Here is a 19564-nt window from a genome sequence, read left to right on the forward strand (position 1 = left end):
GTTACTCTTCGCCGACCCGGTCTTCCAGTTCCTGCTCGAACATCTTCACGACCGCACCCACGTCTTCCTCGCCGAACCCCTCGTCGCTGGCTCGCGTGTACAGGCGGTGGACCAGGCTTCCCATCACCATCGGGAAGTCCTCCGAGTCCGCCATGTCGACCGCGAGACCGACGTCCTTCCGCGCGAAGTCGACGCTGAACCCCGCCTCGAAGTCCCGTTCGAGCACGCGCGGCATCCGGCTCTCGAAGGCGACCGAAGTCGCGCTCGCGTTCCCGAGGATGTCCCAGAGGCGCTCGCTGTCGATGCCGTACCGGGCGCCGAGCGCGACGGTCTCCATCGCAAGCAGCAGGTTCCCCATCGACATCGTGTTGTTCAGCAGTTTCATCGCGTGTCCGGCTCCGGAAGAACCGGCGTAATGGAGCTCCGCACAGAGGGCCTGCAGCACGTCCTGTGCGTGCTCGGATTCGAAGACGGCCTCCTTGCCACCGACGAGGCCGGTGAGGGTCCCGTCGCGCGAGTTTTCCGGCCCGCCCGTGATCGGCGCGTCGAGAATCTCCGCGGGCGTCTCCTCGATCGCGTCGGCGACGACCTCGGTCGTCGGCGGTGCGATCGTGCTCATCTCCAGGAACGTAGTCTCGACGGACTCGTGCGCCAGTCCTCCCTCTCCGGTGTAAACGCCTTTCACGATGTCCGAGTTCGGCAGACTCGTGATCGTGACGTCACTCTGGCTGGCGACGTCGCGGCCGCTGTCGGCGACGATCCCGCCGTAGTCCGCGAACGCTTCGCGAGCCTCCGGCTGGAGGTCGTGTCCGTACACCTCGAAGCCCTCGTCGAGGAGGTGCTTCGCCATATTGCCGCCCATCTTGCCGAGTCCAACGACTCCGGCGGTGGTCTCAACCATACGGAAAAATCAGACTACCCGTTATTATATGTACCGACTAGTCGGGGCGTGGCGTCGAAGTCGTGACAGGGTCAGACTACTGGAAATTGTGGTAGACCGACTTGATCTGGGTGTACTTCAGCGCGCCGTGTTTCCCGTCTTCGCCGCCCAGCCCGGACTCGTTCCAGCCGATGTGGTGGCCCTGTTGCGCGCCGCCGCTCCCGTTGATGAACGTCTCGCCGAAGTCGAGGTCCTCCGCGACCTGCATCGCGTCCCGGTAGCTCTCGGTGAAGACGTAGGAGGAGAGCCCGTACCGCGAGTCGTTGGCGTACGCGACGGCCTGATCCACGGAGTCGACCTCGACGATGGGCGCCACCGGTCCGAAGACCTCCTCGCTGACGACGTCCATCTCCTGGTCGACGTCGGCGAGGACGGTCGGTTCCACCCAGTGACCGCCGGAGGTGGGCGGGTCTGCAACCGACTCCCCGCCCGTCAGGACTGTTGCCCCCTGCTCGACCGCGCCTCGGATCGCGTCCTGCGTTTTTTGGAGTTCCCCGGCGCTCACCTGCGGCCCCATATCGGGGTCGTCCCTCGGATCGCCGATTTCGAGCGCCTCCATCGCCGCGACGAACTGCGTTTCAAACTCCTCGCGGACGTCGGCGTGGACGTACACCCGCTCGACGCACGTACAGGCCTGTCCCGCGTTGATCGTCCGCGAGGCGACGATGTTCTCGACCGCGCTCTCGACGTCGGCGTCGGCGGCGACGATCGCCGGCGCTTTCCCGCCGAGTTCGAGCGAGACCCGGGTGAGGTCGTCGGCGGCGTTGCGCATTATCGCCTTCCCGGTCTCGACGTTACCGGTCATCGTCACGTAGTCCACCTCGTCGTCGCTCACGAGTCCGGCCCCGACCGCGCCGCCGCCGGTCACGACGTTCAAGACGCCCGGCGGGAGGTCGACCTCGCGGTCGAGGACGTCGACCAGTTCGAGCGTCGTCAGCGGCGTCAGTTCGCTCGGTTTCAGGACCGTCGTGTTGCCGGTGACGAGCGCCGGCGCGAACTTCCGGACGAAGACGGATATCGGGAAGTTCCACGGGATGATCCCCGCGACCACTCCGTACGGTTTCCGCACCAGGTTGATCGACTGGCGCGGTTCGCTCCCCGGGACCACGTCGCCCTCGATCCGACGGTCCCACTCCGACATATACCGGGCGATGTCGGCGGCGGCACGGATCTCGTATTCGGCCACCGAGGACGTCTTGCCCTGTTCGGTAACGAGGGTCTCGGCCAGCGGTTCGGCGTGGCTCTCGATGACGTCTGCGACCTCACGAAGCAGGTCCCCCCGTTCCTTCGCCGGGCGCCGTTCCCAGTCGGGCTGCGCGCTGCGGGCGGCCTCCGTCGCGCGCCGGACGTCTTCCTCCGTCCCGGACGGGACCGAATCCACTACCGCTCCCGTCGTCGGATCGGAGACGGGAATGCTGTCGTCGCTCGTCGGTGCGTGCCACTCGCCGTCGATATAGAGAGGCGTATCGCTGAACTCTGCGGTCATCTATTGAGCGGTTGAGCCACAGGAATAAATAATTAGCCTCTGGGCCGGAGCAGTCGGGTCTGAGGGGAGAATTGTCACCCGTATTTTTACCACTAGCGGCTGGACGGCGAGATACCCAGGGCTGAATCTCAGTGAGAGACTGGCAAAAACTGAGCGAAACGAACCGCGCCTCAGGAGCTCACGGCGGCGGCCTTGAAGCCGATCAAGCGGCCGATCAGCAGCACGAGGACCAGCACCAGTAGGATCTGGATCGAGGCGGTGGCCGCCACCAGCGGTGACGACTCGTACTGCAGGAAGAGGAATATCTCGACCGGCAGCGTCGTCGAGCTCCCGCTCGAGAGGAACAGTGCGACCAGCGAGTCCGTGAACGAGAGGATGAACGCCAGCAAGAAGCCCGAGACGACCCCGCTTTTCATCAGCGGGAGCGTTATCTTCCGGAACGCCTGGAACTTGGTCGCGCCGAGGTTTCGCGCCCCCTCGACGAGTTCGGTATCGACCGACTCGATCGCCGTCATCGCTGTAAGGAACGTGTACGGGATCGTGATGACCACGTGACCCACGACGAGCTTTGCGGACGTCGGAACGAAATCCAGTAAGTTGAAATTGAGCGTTATCATCAGCGCGAGCGCGATGATCGCCGGCGGGATGATGAGCGGGGAGATGAAGTACATCACGACCTCGTTCTCGAACGGGACGTCACGGCGGACGACGACGTACGCGGCGAGAATCCCCAGGATCGTCGAGATCGTGGCGGTGGCGACCGCGATCGGTAGGCTCACGAAAAAGAACGGCTCGAAGAACGGGCTCACGAGGAACTCCTGATACCAGCGCAGGGAGATCCCCGACGGTGGGAATGCCTGCGACTGGGTCGGGTTGAGCGAGATGCCGATCACGATTATGATCGGAAGGACCAGTGTCGATACCGCGAGTCCGAGCAGCCCGTAGTAGAGCGCTCGGCCGGCTACGACCGCCGGAGCCGAGAGCGACCGCGAGTTTCGGCCGGTCAGTACGGCCGAAAGCACGCTCATAATCGCCATCAGTCCCATTCTGAAACCCCCATTCGGTCGCGGACGAATGAAAAGTAGATGTACACAAGCGCGGTAGTCGTGATCGTCAGGACCGTCCCGACGGCGCTCGCGAAGGGCCAGTTGAGACCGTTCACGGCGCTATCGTAGATCAACCGCCCCATCGTCAGGTCTGAACGGCCGCCGAGCAAGTCGGGAGTCACGATGGAGTTCATCGTGAGGACGAACACGAAGATGGTCCCGGTGAGCAGACCGGGCAGGCTCAGGCGGAACGTCACCTTGTAGAACGCCTGGAGCTGGTTCGCGCCGAGGTTTCGCGCGGCCGGGACGAGCGAGTCCGGGATGTCTTCGATCGACGAGTAGACCGGGAGGACGACGAGCGGGAGGTATACCCCGATTAGACCGATCGTGACCGACAGCGTGTTCCCCAAGAGTGCGAGTTTGAAACCCAGCAGATCTTGGAGGACAGTGTTGATCACGCCGTTGGTAGCGAACAGAACGATCCACCCGTAGATGCGGACCACCGTCCCGACCATAAGCGGGAGGAAGACCGCGAACAGCGCCAACTGGCGACGCAGCGGAGTGGTCGTTGCGATAAAGTACCCGAGTGGATACCCCAGTAGCACACAGAATGCGGACACGATGAGCGACAGCCTGACAGTGTACCAGAGCAGTCCCTGGTAGAAGGGGTCGAACAGGAGCTGTTCGTAGTGTTCGAGGGTGAAGTTCCACGAGATGATCGTCGTCGCGCTGTACTCGAAGAAGCTGATGTACACCGCATAGAGGATCGGGAGAATCAGGAAGATCAGCAGGTACGCCGCCGGTGGCACGGCCGGAAGGTACTCGTCCAGCCAGTCCGAGACCCGGTTTGGCCGACGGAATAAGTTGCCCGTGTAATCGGTGATTGCGCCCAACATACTACGCCTCCACGAGTCCGTAATCCTCGAACTGAACGGTCACGCTGTCACCTTTGGTGTACTTCGGTGCGCCCAGATCAGTGGTGAGGAACTCGTTGCCACCGACTTCGATCTTGTACTCGGTCACCGAGCCAAGGTGGACCGTGCTGCGGACGGTCCCGGAGAAGACTCGGTCCCCATCGGAGGGGTTGATCGTGATGTCTTCGGGCCGGATGTAGAGGAGATCCGTGGTTGCGTCAGCGTCCGCCTCGTGCATCGGCAGCGAGATGTCGTCGTCCTCGAACGCCACGGTACCGTTCTGACCCTTAGTGACAGAGACGAAGTTCGAGTCGCCGACGAAGTTCGCGACGAATTTCGACTGTGGGTCCTGGTAGATCTCCGACGGAGGCGCGTACCGGACCTTCTCGCCCTCGTGGAGCACGAGCACGCGGTCAGACAGCGTCAGTGCCTCGCGCTGGTTGTGTGTCACGTAGATCGACGTGATCTCGAGCCTGTCGTGCAGGTCTTTGATCTCACGGCGCATCTGCTCGCGGAGCTGGCGGTCGAGGTCCGACAGCGGTTCGTCGTAGAGGAGCAAGTCGGGCTCCAGGACGAGGACGCGGGCCAGTGCGACACGCTGTTGTTCCCCGCCGCTCAAGTTCTGGATATTACGGTCTTCGTAGCCTGGCAGTGAGACGATCTCGAGGATCTCGGCGACGCGCTCTTCCATCTCTGCCTCCGTGAGGTTCTCCCGATGTCGGAGCCCGAACGCCACGTTGTCGAACACAGACATATGCGGAAACAGCGCCAGGCGCTGGAACACGAGCCCCATATTTCGGTCCTCGGGCGGGAGCCCGATCATTTCGTTCCCGGCGACGACGATGCTCCCCGCGGTGGGGTCGACGAATCCGGCGATCGACTTCAGCATCGTCGTCTTCCCGGATCCCGAGGGCCCGAGAATCGAGACGAACTCGCCTTCTTCGATGTCCAGTGAAACATCGTTCACTGCGACGACGTCCCCGTACGTTTTTCGGAGGTTCTGAATGTTTACGAATGCCATTTCTGGATTATAGCTTGAGATTGGCTGGATATTATTTATTCTTTGCGGAGAAAATACACCACGCACAGACGCGCTGACGGATGCGGGTATTACGCGCCAGCGATGATTTTCTTGAAGCGCTGGCCGTCTTCCTGCTTCTGCTGCTCCACCTGGAGCCAGTCGATGCCGACGTCGTACCGCTCCATCTGTTCCTCGCTGGGGCTCATCATCGGGTGCTTCTCTTTAGCCTCTTCGGAGATCATCTCGATCGCGTTCGGATTGGCCGGCGGGTATCCCATAGTCTCGGCGAACAGGACTTGCGGTTCAGGGGCCAGATTTCCGTTTCCGAGTATTTTAGCCTGCTCGAGGCGGTCCTCGCTGGTGTGTTTCGTGATCGGGTACCCCCAGGTGTCCTGGACGCATCCGCCCTCCGGGACCGAGAAGCCCATCGGGAGGCCCTCGTCGATCTCAATGTTCTCGGCTCGCGCCGAAAGGAAGGGGGCGACGTACATCTCGTCGTTCAGATAGAGAGACCGAGCCTGGTCGATCGAGTCGAAGATGATGGGATCGGTCGTCTCGACGAACTCACGGAGCCAGTTCAGTCCCGGCTCGATATTGTCAAGCGAACCGCCCTCGATCTTGTTGATGACGTAGAAGTACTTCGAGCCCGCGTTGTCCCAGGGTTCGAATCCGACTTTCCCCTCGAGATCGGGGTCGATGAGCGAATCCCACGTATTGAATTCTTTATCTGTCTTGTCCTCCCGGTAGGCGATCCCACGCGGGAAGTAGACAGTCCCGCCCATATACTCGTTTTTGAATGCAGGCGGGATGTCGTCGTAGTTATCGAACTCCGTCTGTTTGATGAGGGCGTCGTTCTGTCCGAGCAGTTCGGCGCGCTGCGCGTCCAGTTCGACGAGTTCGTAGTTCGGATTCTCCGGGTCGCGTTTCAGCTCCGCCGTGTACTGTTCGGACGAAGCGGTGATGTACTTGTAATTGTATTCCTCTTCGTACGGCGGCTCACCGTTTGCGAACGGTTCGAATAACGATTCCCGCCGGGCCTCCCCCCAGCTACCGCCGCCGCCGCCGACGCGGACGACTGCCTTGTCGCCACCGGAACTGCCGCCGCTGGAGCTGGTGGTGCTTCCGTCACCGGAACCGCCGTCGCCGCTACCACTGCCGCCGTCGGACGAGCCACCGCCGCCACCACCAGAACAGCCGGCAAGTCCTGCGACTCCAGTCCCTGCGGCAAGTGCTTTGACTACTCTTCTCCGAGATACCGGGCTGTCATTGACACCCATAGGTAGGGATATACATACTACTACTAAAACATTTTCAAACATATATGATACTATCCCCGAACAGTGACGCACGAGTGAGACCGGACATTTTGTTCAACAGTATTGAACCGAGACGGTAGCTCCGGGAGAACAACAAGATTGTTAATGCATCGCACCCAATTCCGTGGTATGGCTCAACACGACAACACCCTCAAATCGGTTAACAAGGTGTTCAAGATGGTTGAACACCTCAAAACCAACGGTGGAAAAACGGTCACAGAACTATCGAAGGAGCTAGATATGCCGAAGAGTACTGTACAGGTCTATTTGAATACCCTCGCGAAGAACAAGTTCGTCGTACAGAACGGTGCAAAGTACCAGATCGGTCTGCAGTTCCTGCAATATGGAATGTACGCGCTCTGGAACGAACCCGTGTTTCCGAACGTCAAATCGAAAGTCGAGGAACTGGCGGACACGACGGGTGAACTGGCGGCCTGCTTCGTAGAGGAACTCGGAGAGGCCGTGTACGTCTATGGGACGGAGGGAAATCGAGCGATCCGAACAGACCTCACGATGGGTGACCGGTCGGGACTCCACTGTACAGCCAGCGGGAAGGCGATATTCGCCCATCTCTCACAGGAGCGAATCGAAGAGATCATTTCACAGCGATCGCTAGAGCGGAAGACGCCACAGACGATCACGGACCCCGACGAGCTGCGAGAGGAGTTGAAACAGATACGCGAGCGGGGTCACGCGTACTCCAAGGAGGAGTCTGTCGAGGGGATGCGCTCGGTCGCTGCACCAATTCTGCTCGACGGAGAGGTCGTCTGCTCGATTAGCCTCGCCGGACCTGCAAATCGATTCGTCGGCGAACGGTTCACGGCCGAGATCCCGGACATCGTGAAGGGCGCAGCCAACGAGATAGAACTGAAGTTGACATATTCCGAGAGTGGTCTGTAGGCCGTGGACCAGAATAACAGATGTACATATATTATAAATATTCTTGACGACAGTACCTCGAGCGCACCTCCATCGGAAGAACCCAAATAATAACATATGTACAAATGTTATGTCTTGGGCGTCGCGCAGAGTTTCCGGCGATAAAAGTGTTCAACAATATTAAACACGAACCAGAGAAACGATCATTATGGATCTTCTGAACAAGTCCGCGCCGACGATCGAGCCTGTGTCAGGGCTCCGCACGACTGATCGATACCAGATCTCGTAGCGTGCGACGTTTACAGATGGTTTCGGCGGGAGAATCTACCAACGACGGTTGGAGGCACAATCGATGGTCCAACGTTCGAACCCCCCATTCCACCCCGGTTGGACGATAGGTTTAAATAACAAAAACGTATTCACCTCTGTATGGCAGACCGAAGCCTACAGACAGCTCTAGATGCAGCTCAGGATCCAGTGGGAATGCTCCAACAGGCCGGCGGTCGGTGGGTCTGGCCGCAGGAAGTCAAACGCGAGTACACGAACTGGATGGACGAGCTTCGCGCCGCCCGCGAAACGTGCGTGTTGGCGGATCTCTCACACCACCAGATGGATCAGGTGATCGAGGGCGCTGACTCGTTCGACCTCCTGAAGAACCTCTGTACGAACAGCTTCGAGGGGTTCGACGTGGGCAAGGCCAAGCAGGCCATCTTCTGCAACCCCGACGGCAAGTTCATCGGGGACGGGGTGCTGCAGCGACTGGAGGAGGAAAAGTTCGTGATGAGCGGCAAAGTCCCAGCCGCACACTGGCTCGCGTATCACGCTGAAACGGGTGAGTACGACGTCAGCGAAACCATCTATCCGAAGTCCTCGAAGACCGACGACGACCCGCATTACTACACCTACCAGGTCCAGGGACCGAACGCCCTCGACGTGATGCAGGAGATCGTCGACGAGTCTCTCACTGACATCCCGTTCTTCAACTTCAAGCGCGTGACCATCGCCGGCGAGGAAGTTCGCGCACTCCGTCACGGGATGGCCGGCGAAATCGGCTTCGAACTGCAGGGCCCCTACGAACACGCCGACCTGATCAAAGACGTCATCCTCGAAGCGGGTGAAGAATACGACATCCAACGGCTCGGGACCCGTGCGTACGAACCGCTGAGCGTGAAGCTCGGCTGGGTCACGACGCACGTTCCAGCCATCTATACCGGCGAAGCGATGGAAGAGTACCGAGAGTGGCTGAGTGCGAGCAGCTACGAAGGAACGTATTCGATCGCTGGAAGCTACCACTCGGACGACATCCGCGATTACTACGTGAGTCCGATCGATATCGGCTACGACCATATGGTCGAGTTCGACCACGAGTTCGTCGGACGGGAGGCCCTCGAAACCGAGGCGGCAGACCCCGATCGGACACGCGTGACGCTCGTCTGGGACGACGAGGACGCGATCAGCATCTTCGCGTCGCTGTTCGACGACGGTGGGCTCCCACACAAGTCGATCGACCTGCCGCGCGATCGGTGGGGCGGTCACCACGACAAAGTGCTCAAAGACGGCGAGATCGTCGGCGTCTCGAAGAGCTTCGCGTACTCCTACAGTGATCGGGAGATGATTTCCATCTGCTCGATCGATCGAGAGTACAGCGAACCCGGAACAGAGGTCACCTTCGTCTGGGGCGAAGACGGCGGTCAATCACCGAATCCGACGGTGGAGGCGCACTCGCAGACAGAGATATCCGCGACCGTCGCACCGAGTCCGTACCTCGACGACGCACGATAAGTCGGAACGGACAGCGCGACCGGGCACGTGACGCGCGTCGTGTTCAGTTGTCGTCCCGGACCGCGCCAAGTCGCTCTCCGAGCGTCGACTCGATCGAGCCGAGGTCGCCACCGACGCGGAGGATCTGGTATCCCCGTTGTTCGGCTTCTGCTATCGACGCTGGGTCGGTTCTGATCCCACCGAGCGGAACGCCGGCATCGAGGCAGGCGTCCTCGATTGCCTCGATTTGGCTCGTCACCGCTGCGTGGGTCTTGTTCGTCGGACGCCCCATCTGTACGGAGAGATCTGACGGCCCGATGAAGGCGAACCCTAGCTCCGGGACGTCTACGATCGCTTCGAGGTCGTCGACGGCGGTCGTCTTCTCGATCATCACGCCGAGACAGACCTCCTCGTCCTCGGTCTGAATGTACTCATTGGCGGCACCCCAGTTGCTGGATCGTCCGCTCGCTTTGCCGCGCTCGCCGGGGTCGCCGTCGTACACGAACCGCGTCGCTTCGACCGCTTCGCGGACCTCCTCGGCCGAATCGACGCGAGGAATGAGGAGATTGCGGACGCCGGCGTCCAGGACCTTCCTGATGAGCGGTGGGTCCCCGCTCGGCAGTCGAACGAAGAGTTCCGTCCCGCCGGCCTCGGCCGCTCGGGTGAGGTCTTCGAAGACCCGACTGTCGTACGGACTTGGCCCCATATGCTCGAAGTCGAGCCAGACGAAATCGACGCCCAACTCACCGAACAGTTCGATTATGGTCGGCGAGAACGTCGACGCTCGCGCTCCATAGACGATACCACCGTCTTCGATGGTTCGACGAAGGCTGTTGCTCTGATCCATTCGCACCCTGGCGTCGTGACGCGGTTGTAGTAACTATTTCGATGCGTCGGTAAAAAAATCCGCGAGTAACGTACCCGGGTGGACGCGCCGGTCAGTCGTCGTCCGAGACGACCTGGAATCGGTGCCCGTCGGGGTCCCGGAAGTTCGTGATCGTCCGACCCGTCTTGTCGACGTCGTACGGGCCGACGATCGAATCTACGTCCGCCTCTTCGAGGCGCTGGGACACCGCTTCGATGTCGTCGACAGCGAAGGCGATGTGGTTGATCCCCGGAGTCTCCTCGCCGGAGACCGTGTGAATCTCGAAGAGGGGACCGTCACCTTCGGAGGGAACGTACTCGTAGGACTCTCCGTGGTGCTCCGTCTGGCGGTGCTGTTCGTACCCGATCTTCTCGAGGAACTCCGCGGTCTCGGAAGCGTCGCTGACTTCGAGCTCGATGTGGTCGATTTCACCAATCACACGTGTCACTGCTGAATACAAGTACATAAAGACACCGCCATTGCGCTGGGATCGCCGCAGACACGAACCCCTCCCGATGACGAACCCGCCGATCGATACTGGCCATCCAAGAGTGAGAGAACTGGAATCGGCTTTGCGACGCTCTCGTAAGCCCCACCCATCAGCCGGTTTTCGCACAGCACTCGCGTATCTGGACGCTGCCTCCACAGTCATCCAAACATTAATTATGTACTATCTAGAACGACCGTGTACGATGAGGGAGAGCCGCAGATTCACTCGGAGGGCAGTGCTACAAACCGGCGGGGCGACAGTCGCAGGTGCCGCTGGATTAGCAGGTTGCACGACGACGACCACCTCGTCGGGCGAGGGGCCGATAACGATCGGCGCGACGATGCCGAAGACCGGTCCCCTCTCTGCGACCGGCAAGTCGGTTCTCCAAGGCTACGAACTCGGTGTCGAGTACGTCAACAACAACGGCGGCGTCGACGGCAGAGAATTAGAACTGATCGTCAAAGACGACGAAGGAGAAGCCAAAACGGCGCGGACGAAACTCCGCGAGATCGTCTCGAACAACGACGTCGCGATGCTGTGGGGAAGCTTCTCCAGTCTGCTCGTCACCGCCGGGAGCGCGTTCGCAGAACAGCAGGAACTGCCGTTTCTCGGGAGCACCTTCGCCTATATGGAACCGCACGAGGAGAAGGACTACGAGTGGACGTTCGCTCCCTTTATGAAGAGCCGGGACATCGCTCGGGCGACCAAAGAGTGGTTCGACACCCTGCAGCCCGAGCCGCCGAGACGGCTCGCCATCTGGGAATTGAATTCCGGGTGGGGTAACGAAATGGCCGAGTACTGGACGGACACCTTCGAAGGGACGGACTACGAGGTCGTGTTCCGCGAAAAATACTCCCTCGGGACCAGCGACTTCGCGTCGCTGATTTCGCAGACGAAGTCGAAGAACGCGGACGCCGTGCTCTCGAATCCGGTTCCGCCGGACGGCATCACTGCGGTCAGACAGATGAAAACCCAGGGGTACAACCCGAAGCTCATCAACTTCGTTCGAGCGTCCGACCCCAGGTCGTGGATTTCCGCACTCGGAGACACGGGGAACTACGTCGGGAGCAGCGGTGTGGGCTGGCTCGGCGGACTCGATACGACGGGGACCGACGACCTGCTGGATCTCTACCACGAGCAGGACGGTGTCTCCGAGGACGCCGTTCCGATCGACGTGGTCGGGGACGCGTTCGGATTGGTGCAGGTGGCCGCACAGGCGCTCGAAGCGGCCGGTTCGACGGAGAACACGGAAATCCAGAACGCGCTGCGTGAGGAGCGGTTCGACACCGTTCTCGGGAAGTTCGGCTTCGACGACACCGGGATGCCGGCTCAGGGCGAAATCACGCCCGCGTGCGGACAGTGGTACGAGGGCGATCCGATGTTGGTCCACCCCGAAACGGACAGCGAGTACTCGGTAGACACCGTGTACCCGATGCCGCCGTTCGACGGTCGATAGACGAACGGGGTCGCTGAATAGCCCTCCGAAGCTAGCGTCAAGGCGCGTGTCGACTGACTACGTACTCTCGCGGATCCGCTCGGCGACGGTCTCGAAGGTCACGTCCCGCTCGGCTTCGCCAAAGGCGCGAGTGACGACGAGATCGAGCACGTTCAGCTGACGGAGCAGTTCACGCGTTCCGTCGTGATCGAGATCCAGGCGACGATTGACCTCGTGGACGGTCCTGGCCTCCGAAACGATCTCGGCGAGTTCACGAAGAGTAACGTCGTCCGGCAAGCCAACACCGTCCGTGATCAGCTCACCCGTCGGAAGCGACTCCGCGCAGTCGGGTTCGGTCTGGGCGGGTTCGGGCTGTGACGCCCCCGTCCGAACCGACGTGGAGGCTTCGGACTCCTGCGCCGAAGGCGTCTGGGCGCTCCGTGTCGGCTGAGCGAACGTCTCTCGCGACCCGTCAGTTGCCTCACCGGACTCACTCCGATCGGGTTTCGCGTTCGACCCCGGCACGTGGACGCCCGCGTCCATCATATACCGGCGAACGGTTTCGGCGGAGACGTCCAGTTCGATCACGTCGCTCATCTGATCGAAGGTTTCCGCGAGCTCGTACAACCGACTGAGGTACGCCCTGTCCTCGTAGGCGGGAACGGACTCGTTACGCACCGCATCGAGAGCCGACTCGATTCCCTCCCGCTCGTATTCGGCTTCGTCCCGTTCAGTATCCGCCGCCTCTCTCGACGCAGGGGGAGCAAGGGAGTGCGACGCTGTCCCGTCGGGAGACCCGCTTTCGACAACGTCGACCCTGAGATCAATCAGGAGCTTCCCGTCACCCGTCTCGACGTCGTTCGGCGAGATCGATATTCCGGGTCCGTCGTCGCCGTCTCGTTCCGCGATGTCCGGGAACAGCGTCGACGGAAGATCCTCCAGTCGGAACGTGAAGACCGGTCCGACGTCGTCTATCGACGCCGTCGAAGCGGAAACCGACAGCGGGGAGTCACCGTCGAAGAGGTCACCGATCGATACCCTTAGTTCCACGCTTGCGGACACTGGTCCGTGCCGGTCGGCCGTGATCGCTACCCGGCGCACGGAGCGGCCGTTTCGATCGAACTCTTTGAGCACGTTCGACAGTGTCTCGAACGAGGAGTGCAGATCCATTCCGCGGTCACGGAAGTGGATCGGTTACTGAGATATATAAATCCACGTGAGACCTCTCGAACCCGGGGGCCAGCGGGGTTGCGCTTTCCGAGGACGAGCAATACGCAGTCCGCTGAGTCGACTGTCTGTAGACACGCTCGATTTAAATTACCTATGTGCATATTAAAGACGTATACAATTATTGCAGGTTAGTATATTTATAACCCGTTGCCCCCTGTCCACCGATATGCACAGCAATGGATACGATACTAGTCACCGGAGCGCTCGGCCAAATCGGCTCGGAACTCACGCCGACTCTCCGGAATCGATACGACGACGTGGAAGTAGTTGCCAGTGACATCGACCCTGACCCAGCTGTTTCGCCGCCGTACGAGACCGTCGACGTGACGGATCGCTCGCAGATCGAGTCGGTCGTCGAGGAGTACGATGTCGACACCGTGTTCCACCTGGCAGCGCTGCTGTCCGCCGCCGGCGAACAGAACCCGGGCAGAGCGTTCGAGGTGAACGTCGAGGGACTGCACAACGTCCTCGAAGTCGGTCGAGAGTACGGGCTCGATCGGATCGTGGTCCCGAGCTCGATCGCGGTGTACGGGCCGTCGACTCCGGACAATCCGTCCGAGCGCACGATCCGCACCCCGACGACGATGTACGGGATCACGAAGGTGCTGGCGGAGAATCTCGGGACGTATTATCACCAGCAATACGATTTGGACGTTCGGGGTATCAGGCTCCCGGGAATCGTGAGTCACGAGACCAGACCAGACGGTGGAACGACCGACTACGCCGTCGACGCCTTCTACGAGGCGGTCGACGAGGGCGAATACACCTACTTCGTTCGCGAGGACACGCGGCTCCCGATGGTGTATATGTCCGATGCGATCGATGCTCTCATCGATCTCGCGGAGGCGGACGAATCTGACCTGCGGTTTCAGTGCGAGTACAACATCTCCGCGCTGAGTTTCACGGCGGGCGAGTTGAGCGAGCGGATCGAAGAGCGGGTCGGGCGGTTCGACGCCCGGTACGAACCCGACGGACGACAATCGATCGCAGACTCGTGGCCGAGCACGCTCGACGACACGGCCGCACGGTCCGACTGGGGTTGGTCGGCCGAGTACGACCTCGATAGGGTTGTGGACGAGATGGTCCGTACCCTCCAGCGAGGCGCCCCATGAGCGCGACCGTGGCCGGAGTCCGGACGGACCGGCCGTGCGTCCGCGAGAGGTCGGCAGTGAGCCCTCCGTATCGGGACGACACGCAGAGTCCCCTCACGGAGTCGAGGACGGAGCGACCGACAGGAAAGATGGCAACCGAAACAACCGGACGAGGGAACGTATGACACGAGAAACGACTGCGTACCTGCGCGAAAAATACGAGAAGATGGACGAACGAGGCGAAACGTGGCCGCTCAAACAACTGGAGACGGCGTCTCAAGCCAGGCCGATCGTCGAAGGCCGAGAGGTGATTATGCTCGCCTCGAACAACTACCTCGACCTGGCGAACGACGATCGTCTCCGCGAGGCGGCCGTGGACGCGATCGAGAGGTTCGGCGTCGGTGCGGGTTCCGACTGGTCGATCGCGGGGTACACCGAACTCCAGGACGAACTCCACGACGCCATCGCCGAGTTCAAAGGAACCGAGGGGGGACTGTCGTATCAAACCGGATTCGCGGTGAACGCTGGGCTCCTTCCACAGTTGCTCGACGAGGGCGACGTGTACGTCTCCGACGAATACAACCACGGGAGCATCATCGACGGGGTTCGACTTTCGCCCGCTGATTCTCTCGTCTACGAACACTCGGATATGTCCGATCTCGAACGGGTCCTGCGGTCGGCACGCAGCGAATACGACCGGATCATCGTGGTGACTGACGGCGTCTTCTCGATGGACGGCGACGTGGCCAAGCTCGACGAGATCCACCGTCTCGCCGAGGAGTACCGAGCGATGACGTACGTCGACGACTGTCACGGCGAAGGGGTACTGGGCGATGGCCACGGGATCACGGGGGAATTCGGTCTCGAAGACGAGATCGACTTCCAGATGGGCAGTTTCTCGAAGGCCTGTGGCGGGTTCGGCGGAATGCTCGCGGGGGATCGACACGTCGTCGATTTCGCGTACAACACGTCGAGGACCTGGCTGCTGAGCGCCGGGTATCCGCCCGCCGTCGCGGCCGCAAACAAGCGCGCGCTCGAAATCATCGACGAAGAACCCGGACGCGTCCGGGACCTGTGGCGCAAACGCGAGTACTTCCAGTCGGAACTGGTGGATCTGGGGTTCGACACCGGGGAGAGCGAGACGCCCATTATCTCAGTGATGATCGGAGACAGCAACACGGCCAAAGCGTTCGCCGAACGTCTCTTCGAGCACGGCGTGTTCGCCCTCTCGATCGTCTATCCGATGGTCCCCCGCGGCGAGGCACGGATTCGGAATCAGATAAACGTCGGGCTCTCCGAGGCGGATCTCAACGAAGCCCTTCGCGTCTACGAGAAGGTCGGCCGAGAGCTCGACATCATCTGATCGAGCCAGGCTGATTCGATCGGTCGACGCCCTGGAGGAATTGACCGGAGGTGGGACTAAATCGAGGTGACGCGGGTGAACTCCTCGTCGAGCGCTTGGGCGTCTTCCGGCAGCAGCGCCACCACCAGGAAGTCCGCGTAATCAGCGAAGTACTCGACGAGGTCCGCGATCCGGTCCGAATCGATCGCTTCCAGCGAGTCTAACAACATGAACGGCACCGTCTCGTGGAGGTCGTGCACCAGATAGCCCGCCAGCGCGAATATCAATCCCGTCACCTCCCGCTCGCTCTCCGAGAGGTGCTCGATCGTGTCCTCGTAGGCCGCCCCGTTCTCCGTCGTCCGCACGATGTGCAACTCGAACCGCGTCTGGCCGTCACTTCCCGACGGATTCTCGATCCGCTCGATCCAGATCCGCTCGATGTTCTCGTAGCCCAATAGCTCCAGAATCGACTCCATGTGCTCGTTGAACGATTCGACCGCTTCCGCCTCGATCTGATCGATCTTCGTCCGCTGATCCGTCAGCTCTTCCACGAGCTCCGAGCGCTCTTCCCGGAGTTCGTCCGCCCGCTCGACGTCCGCTTCGATCGACTCGATCTCTTCGGTCACTTCCTCGAGATCCGACTCCAGACTGTCGATCTCGAACTCCAGTTGGTTTGCCTCCTTGTGCAGCGACAGGATCTCCTCGAAATCAGCCGATTCGAGGTTCTCCACGTCCGACTCTAAGGCTTCGACCTCCTCGGTCAGCGACTCGCGGTTCTGCTTCAGCGCGTCGATTTGCTCGTCGCGCCGCTGGAGTTCCGACTCGATGTCGTCGAGTTTGCGTTCGATCTCCTCGCGGCGGCGCTGTTTCTTCGTCGCCTCCCGCTGGGCCTCCTTCTTCTCTTCCAGCCTCGTTTTGATGTCGTTCAATTCGTCGACTTTCTCCGTGCGCAGGCGTTTCAGCCGGTCGATCGTCGATTCGATCTGCTCGCGCTCGACGGAGGAGCCGCAGGTCCAACACACCACGGTCTCGGACTCGGAGGCGACCAGTTGATCGGTCACCGAGCCCTCGCCGCTGTCGGCGGCCGTGCCGCCGTCTTCTAAGAGGTCGTAGTCTTCGGCTTCGAGGCGTTCCTCGTTGTACTGGATGAGGCTGCGGAGTTCGTTGATCTCCGTGTTGAGGTCCTGGCGCTCGGTTCGCAAGCGGTCGATGTCGGCTTCGAGGTTTTGGTGCTCGCCCATCGGCGCCTCGGGCAGTTCCTCGAGGTCGTCTTCGAGGTCGCTGCGCTCGCGTTTCAGCGAGGAGATGCTCTCCTCTTGGCGTTCGATTTTGCGACGGATGGATTCCAGTTCCGAGCGGGTCGAGCGGAGTTCTTGGAGTTTCTCTTCGAGTTCGGCTTGCTCTTTGCGGCCTTCTTCGACGTCGCGGCTGCTGTCGTCGATGTCGGCTTCGAGGTCGGCGAGTTCTTCGCGTTTGTCCTCGATTTTCTCGCGGAGTTGGGTGCGCTGTTGTTCGAGGTCGGGGAGGTCGCGCTTGTTGGATTCGATGCGGGCGAGTTCGTCGTTGATGTCACCCTTCTGGTCTTCGAGGGAGCGGATTTGCGAGCGGATGGCGTCGACGTCGACGGGACGCATGATGACGTCGCGCAACTGCTCGCCGCGGGCGGCGGCCTGGCGGGCGTCGTTGGTTTCGAGGAGGAAGGCGAAGAGGTCGGCGACGGCGGGGTCGTCGAGGTAGGCGTCGCCGTCGAAGGTGACGCCGTCGCCGGCGCGGGTGAGAGTGCGTTCGTAGGTGGTGCCGTCGAGGGTGAGTTCGACACGACCGTCGTCGGCGTCGCCTTTCAGAGAGACGCGATGGCTGCCCATGGCGGCCATGATCGAGCGGAGGAAGGAGGTGCGATTGGTGGCGTTTTTGCCGGTGAGGACGGTGACGCCGGGTGGGATGTCTACTTCGGTGTGATCGATGCCGCCGACGTTCTCGACAGAGAAGTGAGCGGAGTCAGTCAGTTGTTCGGAAGTTGCCATTGAGACGCGTTGTTGTCGAGTACACATATCTTTTGTGCGTAGAACCCGCAATGACCGTAGTATTTCATAAAGAATATTAGTATTATTTAAATATTGTATTAATATACTTTTATGTCTCAGTGAATTCGTTCTAAAGCCTAAATTGTTCTATTAGCGCTAATTTAGCGTTAGATACAACTGATATCTATATTGAAAGTACAGTAGAAATATAGTATTATTGTTGAATAATTGTATACTGTATATCGAGCGTAGAATGTACTGACATAACGGCGGGCAACTGCGAAGAGGTCCGACAGTCGAACGGATACTCTCGCTGGAATCGGCAACGGCTTCGAATCCGGCCCGGTTCTGTGGGTGGGGGGAGGGGGTATCCAAACGTATATGTTAGTTCGTTATGTTATTGGCACTGTATGTCACAGTCAGCCGACCCGGGCAACGAGGCCGAGCAGTCCCCGACCGAGGAACCGGACATCGAGGAAGACCTCTTCGACGAAGAAATCCGTATTGACGGGATCTGCGGCGTGTATTGAGATGCCGACGACAGTCTCGAAGCCCTCTCACATCAAGTTCCGCCGCGAGGCGGACGGGGGCCTCGTCTACGACCACGAGAATTACGGCTACGAGGACGCCTCGATGTACGCCGTCAGCGACACCGTTATCGATGCCCTGGAATTCGTCGGCGACGGGAAATCGCGAGACGCCGTCGAATCGAAGTTCTCGCCTCCGGTCGTCGAGTCGCTGCTCGAACGCGGGGTTCTCACCGATGGGGAGTGAGCCTCTTTCCGCGCCGGTGACGATCACCTGGGAAGTTACGCTGGGCTGTAACCTCCACTGCGACCACTGTCTGTCGGGGAGCGGTCCCGGCCATCAGATGCCCGACGAGCTCACGACGGCCGAAGCGAAGTCGTTCATCGCGGAACTCGACGAGATGGACGTCTTTCAGGTCAACATCGGCGGCGGGGAACCGTTCGTCCGCCCAGATATGCTCGAACTGCTCGAGGAACTCACCGACCGCGACATCTCGACGTGTGTGAGCACCAACGGCACGCAACTGGACGAGTCGACACTCGATCGACTGGAGGCGATGGACCCGCTCTTCCTCCAGGTGAGTATGGACGGACTCCGCGCCGACAACGACGCAATTCGGGGTGACGGCGTCTTCGACCAGGTCGTCGACGCGGTCTCGCGACTCGAAGATCGGGACATCGGAACGACGGTCAACACGGTCGTTACCCGACAGAACGTCGAGGACCTCCCCGAGATATACGAACTGGCGACCGCACACGGCGCGGGGCTCAGGCTGAACCGCTTCCGGCCGAGCGGTCGCGGCGAAGATACCTGGGACGAACTCCGCCTCCGCGAGGAGCAGATCCGGTTTCTCCACGGCTGGATCGACGAGCACCCGGACGTCAGAACGGGCGATTCGTTCTTCTACCTGAACGCGTTGGGAGAGGTCCGCAACAACACGCTCAAACAGTGCGGCGCGGGCTCGATGACCTGCCTCGTGGATCCGGTGGGAGACGTCTACCCCTGCGCGTTCACCCAGTGGGAACATCTCTCATCCGGCAACGTCATCGACGACGGCTTCCAGGCCGCCTGGAACGAGATCGCGAACCTCCGAAGCCGGATCGACGACCACGAAGGCTGTCCGGCCGTCGCGATGGGGAGCGCGGACCCGAACGGCGAAGACCCGCAGTTGCGGGCGATCCTCTCGGGTGACTGAT

Annotated in this window: 18 protein-coding genes; 8 read left to right on the top strand and 10 right to left on the bottom strand. The window is 60.8% G+C overall.

Annotated elements, in window-relative coordinates:
* Position 1 precedes the first annotated feature (1 nt).
* The 6 genes from NO360_RS03000 to NO360_RS03025 all read right to left on the bottom strand — a co-directional run bounded on the left by NO360_RS03000 (position 2) and on the right by NO360_RS03025 (position 6756).
* Complete coding sequence (locus NO360_RS03000; protein WP_256305918.1) at positions 2–901, bottom strand: NAD(P)-dependent oxidoreductase; 900 nt, start codon at positions 899–901, stop codon at positions 2–4.
* Between the two features lie 76 nt (positions 902–977).
* A complete protein-coding gene (aldA, locus tag NO360_RS03005) occupies positions 978–2426 on the bottom strand; it encodes an aldehyde dehydrogenase (protein WP_256305919.1) in 1449 nt (482 codons plus the stop codon).
* A 170-nt stretch (positions 2427–2596) separates the two neighbouring features.
* Positions 2597–3472, bottom strand: coding sequence for an ABC transporter permease (locus tag NO360_RS03010; protein ID WP_256305921.1), 876 nt, complete (start codon positions 3470–3472; stop codon positions 2597–2599).
* Positions 3463–4368, bottom strand: coding sequence for an ABC transporter permease (locus NO360_RS03015; RefSeq protein WP_256305922.1), 906 nt, complete (start codon positions 4366–4368; stop codon positions 3463–3465). Before NO360_RS03015 ends, NO360_RS03010 begins: the two co-directional genes overlap by 10 nt.
* A gap of 1 nt (position 4369) precedes the next feature.
* Positions 4370–5407, bottom strand: coding sequence for an ABC transporter ATP-binding protein (locus NO360_RS03020; protein ID WP_256305924.1), 1038 nt, complete (start codon positions 5405–5407; stop codon positions 4370–4372).
* Positions 5408–5496: 89 nt separating this feature from the next.
* Positions 5497–6756 (bottom strand): extracellular solute-binding protein, encoded by a 1260-nt coding sequence (locus NO360_RS03025; RefSeq protein WP_256305925.1) that lies wholly within the window; start codon positions 6754–6756, stop codon positions 5497–5499.
* Positions 6757–6852: 96 nt separating this feature from the next.
* Here NO360_RS03025 and NO360_RS03030 point away from each other — a divergent pair, with 96 nt between their 5' ends.
* Positions 6853–7623, top strand: coding sequence for an IclR family transcriptional regulator (locus NO360_RS03030; RefSeq protein WP_256305927.1), 771 nt, complete (start codon positions 6853–6855; stop codon positions 7621–7623).
* A 408-nt stretch (positions 7624–8031) separates the two neighbouring features.
* Positions 8032–9384 (top strand): hypothetical protein, encoded by a 1353-nt coding sequence (locus tag NO360_RS03035; RefSeq protein WP_256305929.1) that lies wholly within the window; start codon positions 8032–8034, stop codon positions 9382–9384.
* A 43-nt stretch (positions 9385–9427) separates the two neighbouring features.
* On the opposite strand, the gene NO360_RS03040 is transcribed toward NO360_RS03035, so the two are convergent.
* Together NO360_RS03040 and NO360_RS03045 are read right to left on the bottom strand one after the other, a co-directional pair.
* Positions 9428–10210 (bottom strand): HpcH/HpaI aldolase family protein, encoded by a 783-nt coding sequence (locus NO360_RS03040; RefSeq protein ID WP_256305930.1) that lies wholly within the window; start codon positions 10208–10210, stop codon positions 9428–9430.
* 91 nt (positions 10211–10301) lie between these two features.
* Complete coding sequence (locus tag NO360_RS03045) at positions 10302–10667, bottom strand: VOC family protein (protein ID WP_256305931.1); 366 nt, start codon at positions 10665–10667, stop codon at positions 10302–10304.
* Positions 10668–10953: 286 nt separating this feature from the next.
* On the opposite strand from NO360_RS03045, the gene NO360_RS03050 reads away from it, so the two are divergent.
* Positions 10954–12174, top strand: a complete 1221-nt coding sequence (locus NO360_RS03050; protein WP_256305932.1) for an amino acid ABC transporter substrate-binding protein — start codon at positions 10954–10956, stop codon at positions 12172–12174.
* 57 nt (positions 12175–12231) lie between these two features.
* Here NO360_RS03050 and NO360_RS03055 read toward each other — a convergent pair whose 3' ends face one another.
* On the bottom strand, positions 12232–13323 hold the full coding sequence (locus tag NO360_RS03055) for a DUF8073 domain-containing protein (protein ID WP_256305933.1): 1092 nt from the start codon (positions 13321–13323) through the stop codon (positions 12232–12234).
* Between the two features lie 236 nt (positions 13324–13559).
* Here NO360_RS03055 and NO360_RS03060 point away from each other — a divergent pair, with 236 nt between their 5' ends.
* Together NO360_RS03060 and NO360_RS03065 are read left to right on the top strand one after the other, a co-directional pair.
* On the top strand, positions 13560–14495 hold the full coding sequence (locus tag NO360_RS03060; protein WP_256305934.1) for an NAD-dependent epimerase/dehydratase family protein: 936 nt from the start codon (positions 13560–13562) through the stop codon (positions 14493–14495).
* A gap of 160 nt (positions 14496–14655) precedes the next feature.
* Complete coding sequence (locus tag NO360_RS03065; RefSeq protein WP_256305935.1) at positions 14656–15837, top strand: aminotransferase class I/II-fold pyridoxal phosphate-dependent enzyme; 1182 nt, start codon at positions 14656–14658, stop codon at positions 15835–15837.
* Positions 15838–15893: 56 nt separating this feature from the next.
* Here the strand turns inward: NO360_RS03065 and NO360_RS03070 are convergent, their stop codons facing one another.
* A complete protein-coding gene (locus NO360_RS03070; RefSeq protein ID WP_256305936.1) occupies positions 15894–17840 on the bottom strand; it encodes an archaea-specific SMC-related protein in 1947 nt (648 codons plus the stop codon).
* 410 nt (positions 17841–18250) lie between these two features.
* Between NO360_RS03070 and mftA the strand changes: the two genes are divergently transcribed.
* The 3 genes from mftA to mftC are packed head-to-tail and all read left to right on the top strand — an operon-like array spanning position 18251 to position 19563.
* Positions 18251–18370: a mycofactocin precursor MftA gene (mftA, locus tag NO360_RS03075; RefSeq protein WP_256305937.1), complete on the top strand. Its 120-nt coding sequence runs from the start codon at positions 18251–18253 to the stop codon at positions 18368–18370.
* 1 nt (position 18371) lies between these two features.
* Entirely contained in the window at positions 18372–18614 is a 243-nt protein-coding gene (gene mftB2, locus NO360_RS03080; protein ID WP_256305938.1) for a mycofactocin biosynthesis chaperone MftB2, read from the top strand.
* Complete coding sequence (gene mftC, locus NO360_RS03085) at positions 18604–19563, top strand: mycofactocin radical SAM maturase (RefSeq protein ID WP_256305939.1); 960 nt, start codon at positions 18604–18606, stop codon at positions 19561–19563. Before mftB2 ends, mftC begins: the two co-directional genes overlap by 11 nt.
* The last annotated feature ends 1 nt before the right edge of the window (position 19564 follow it).

The organism is Halobellus litoreus (genome assembly GCF_024464595.1).
Classification (GTDB): domain Archaea; phylum Halobacteriota; class Halobacteria; order Halobacteriales; family Haloferacaceae; genus Haloquadratum; species Haloquadratum litoreum.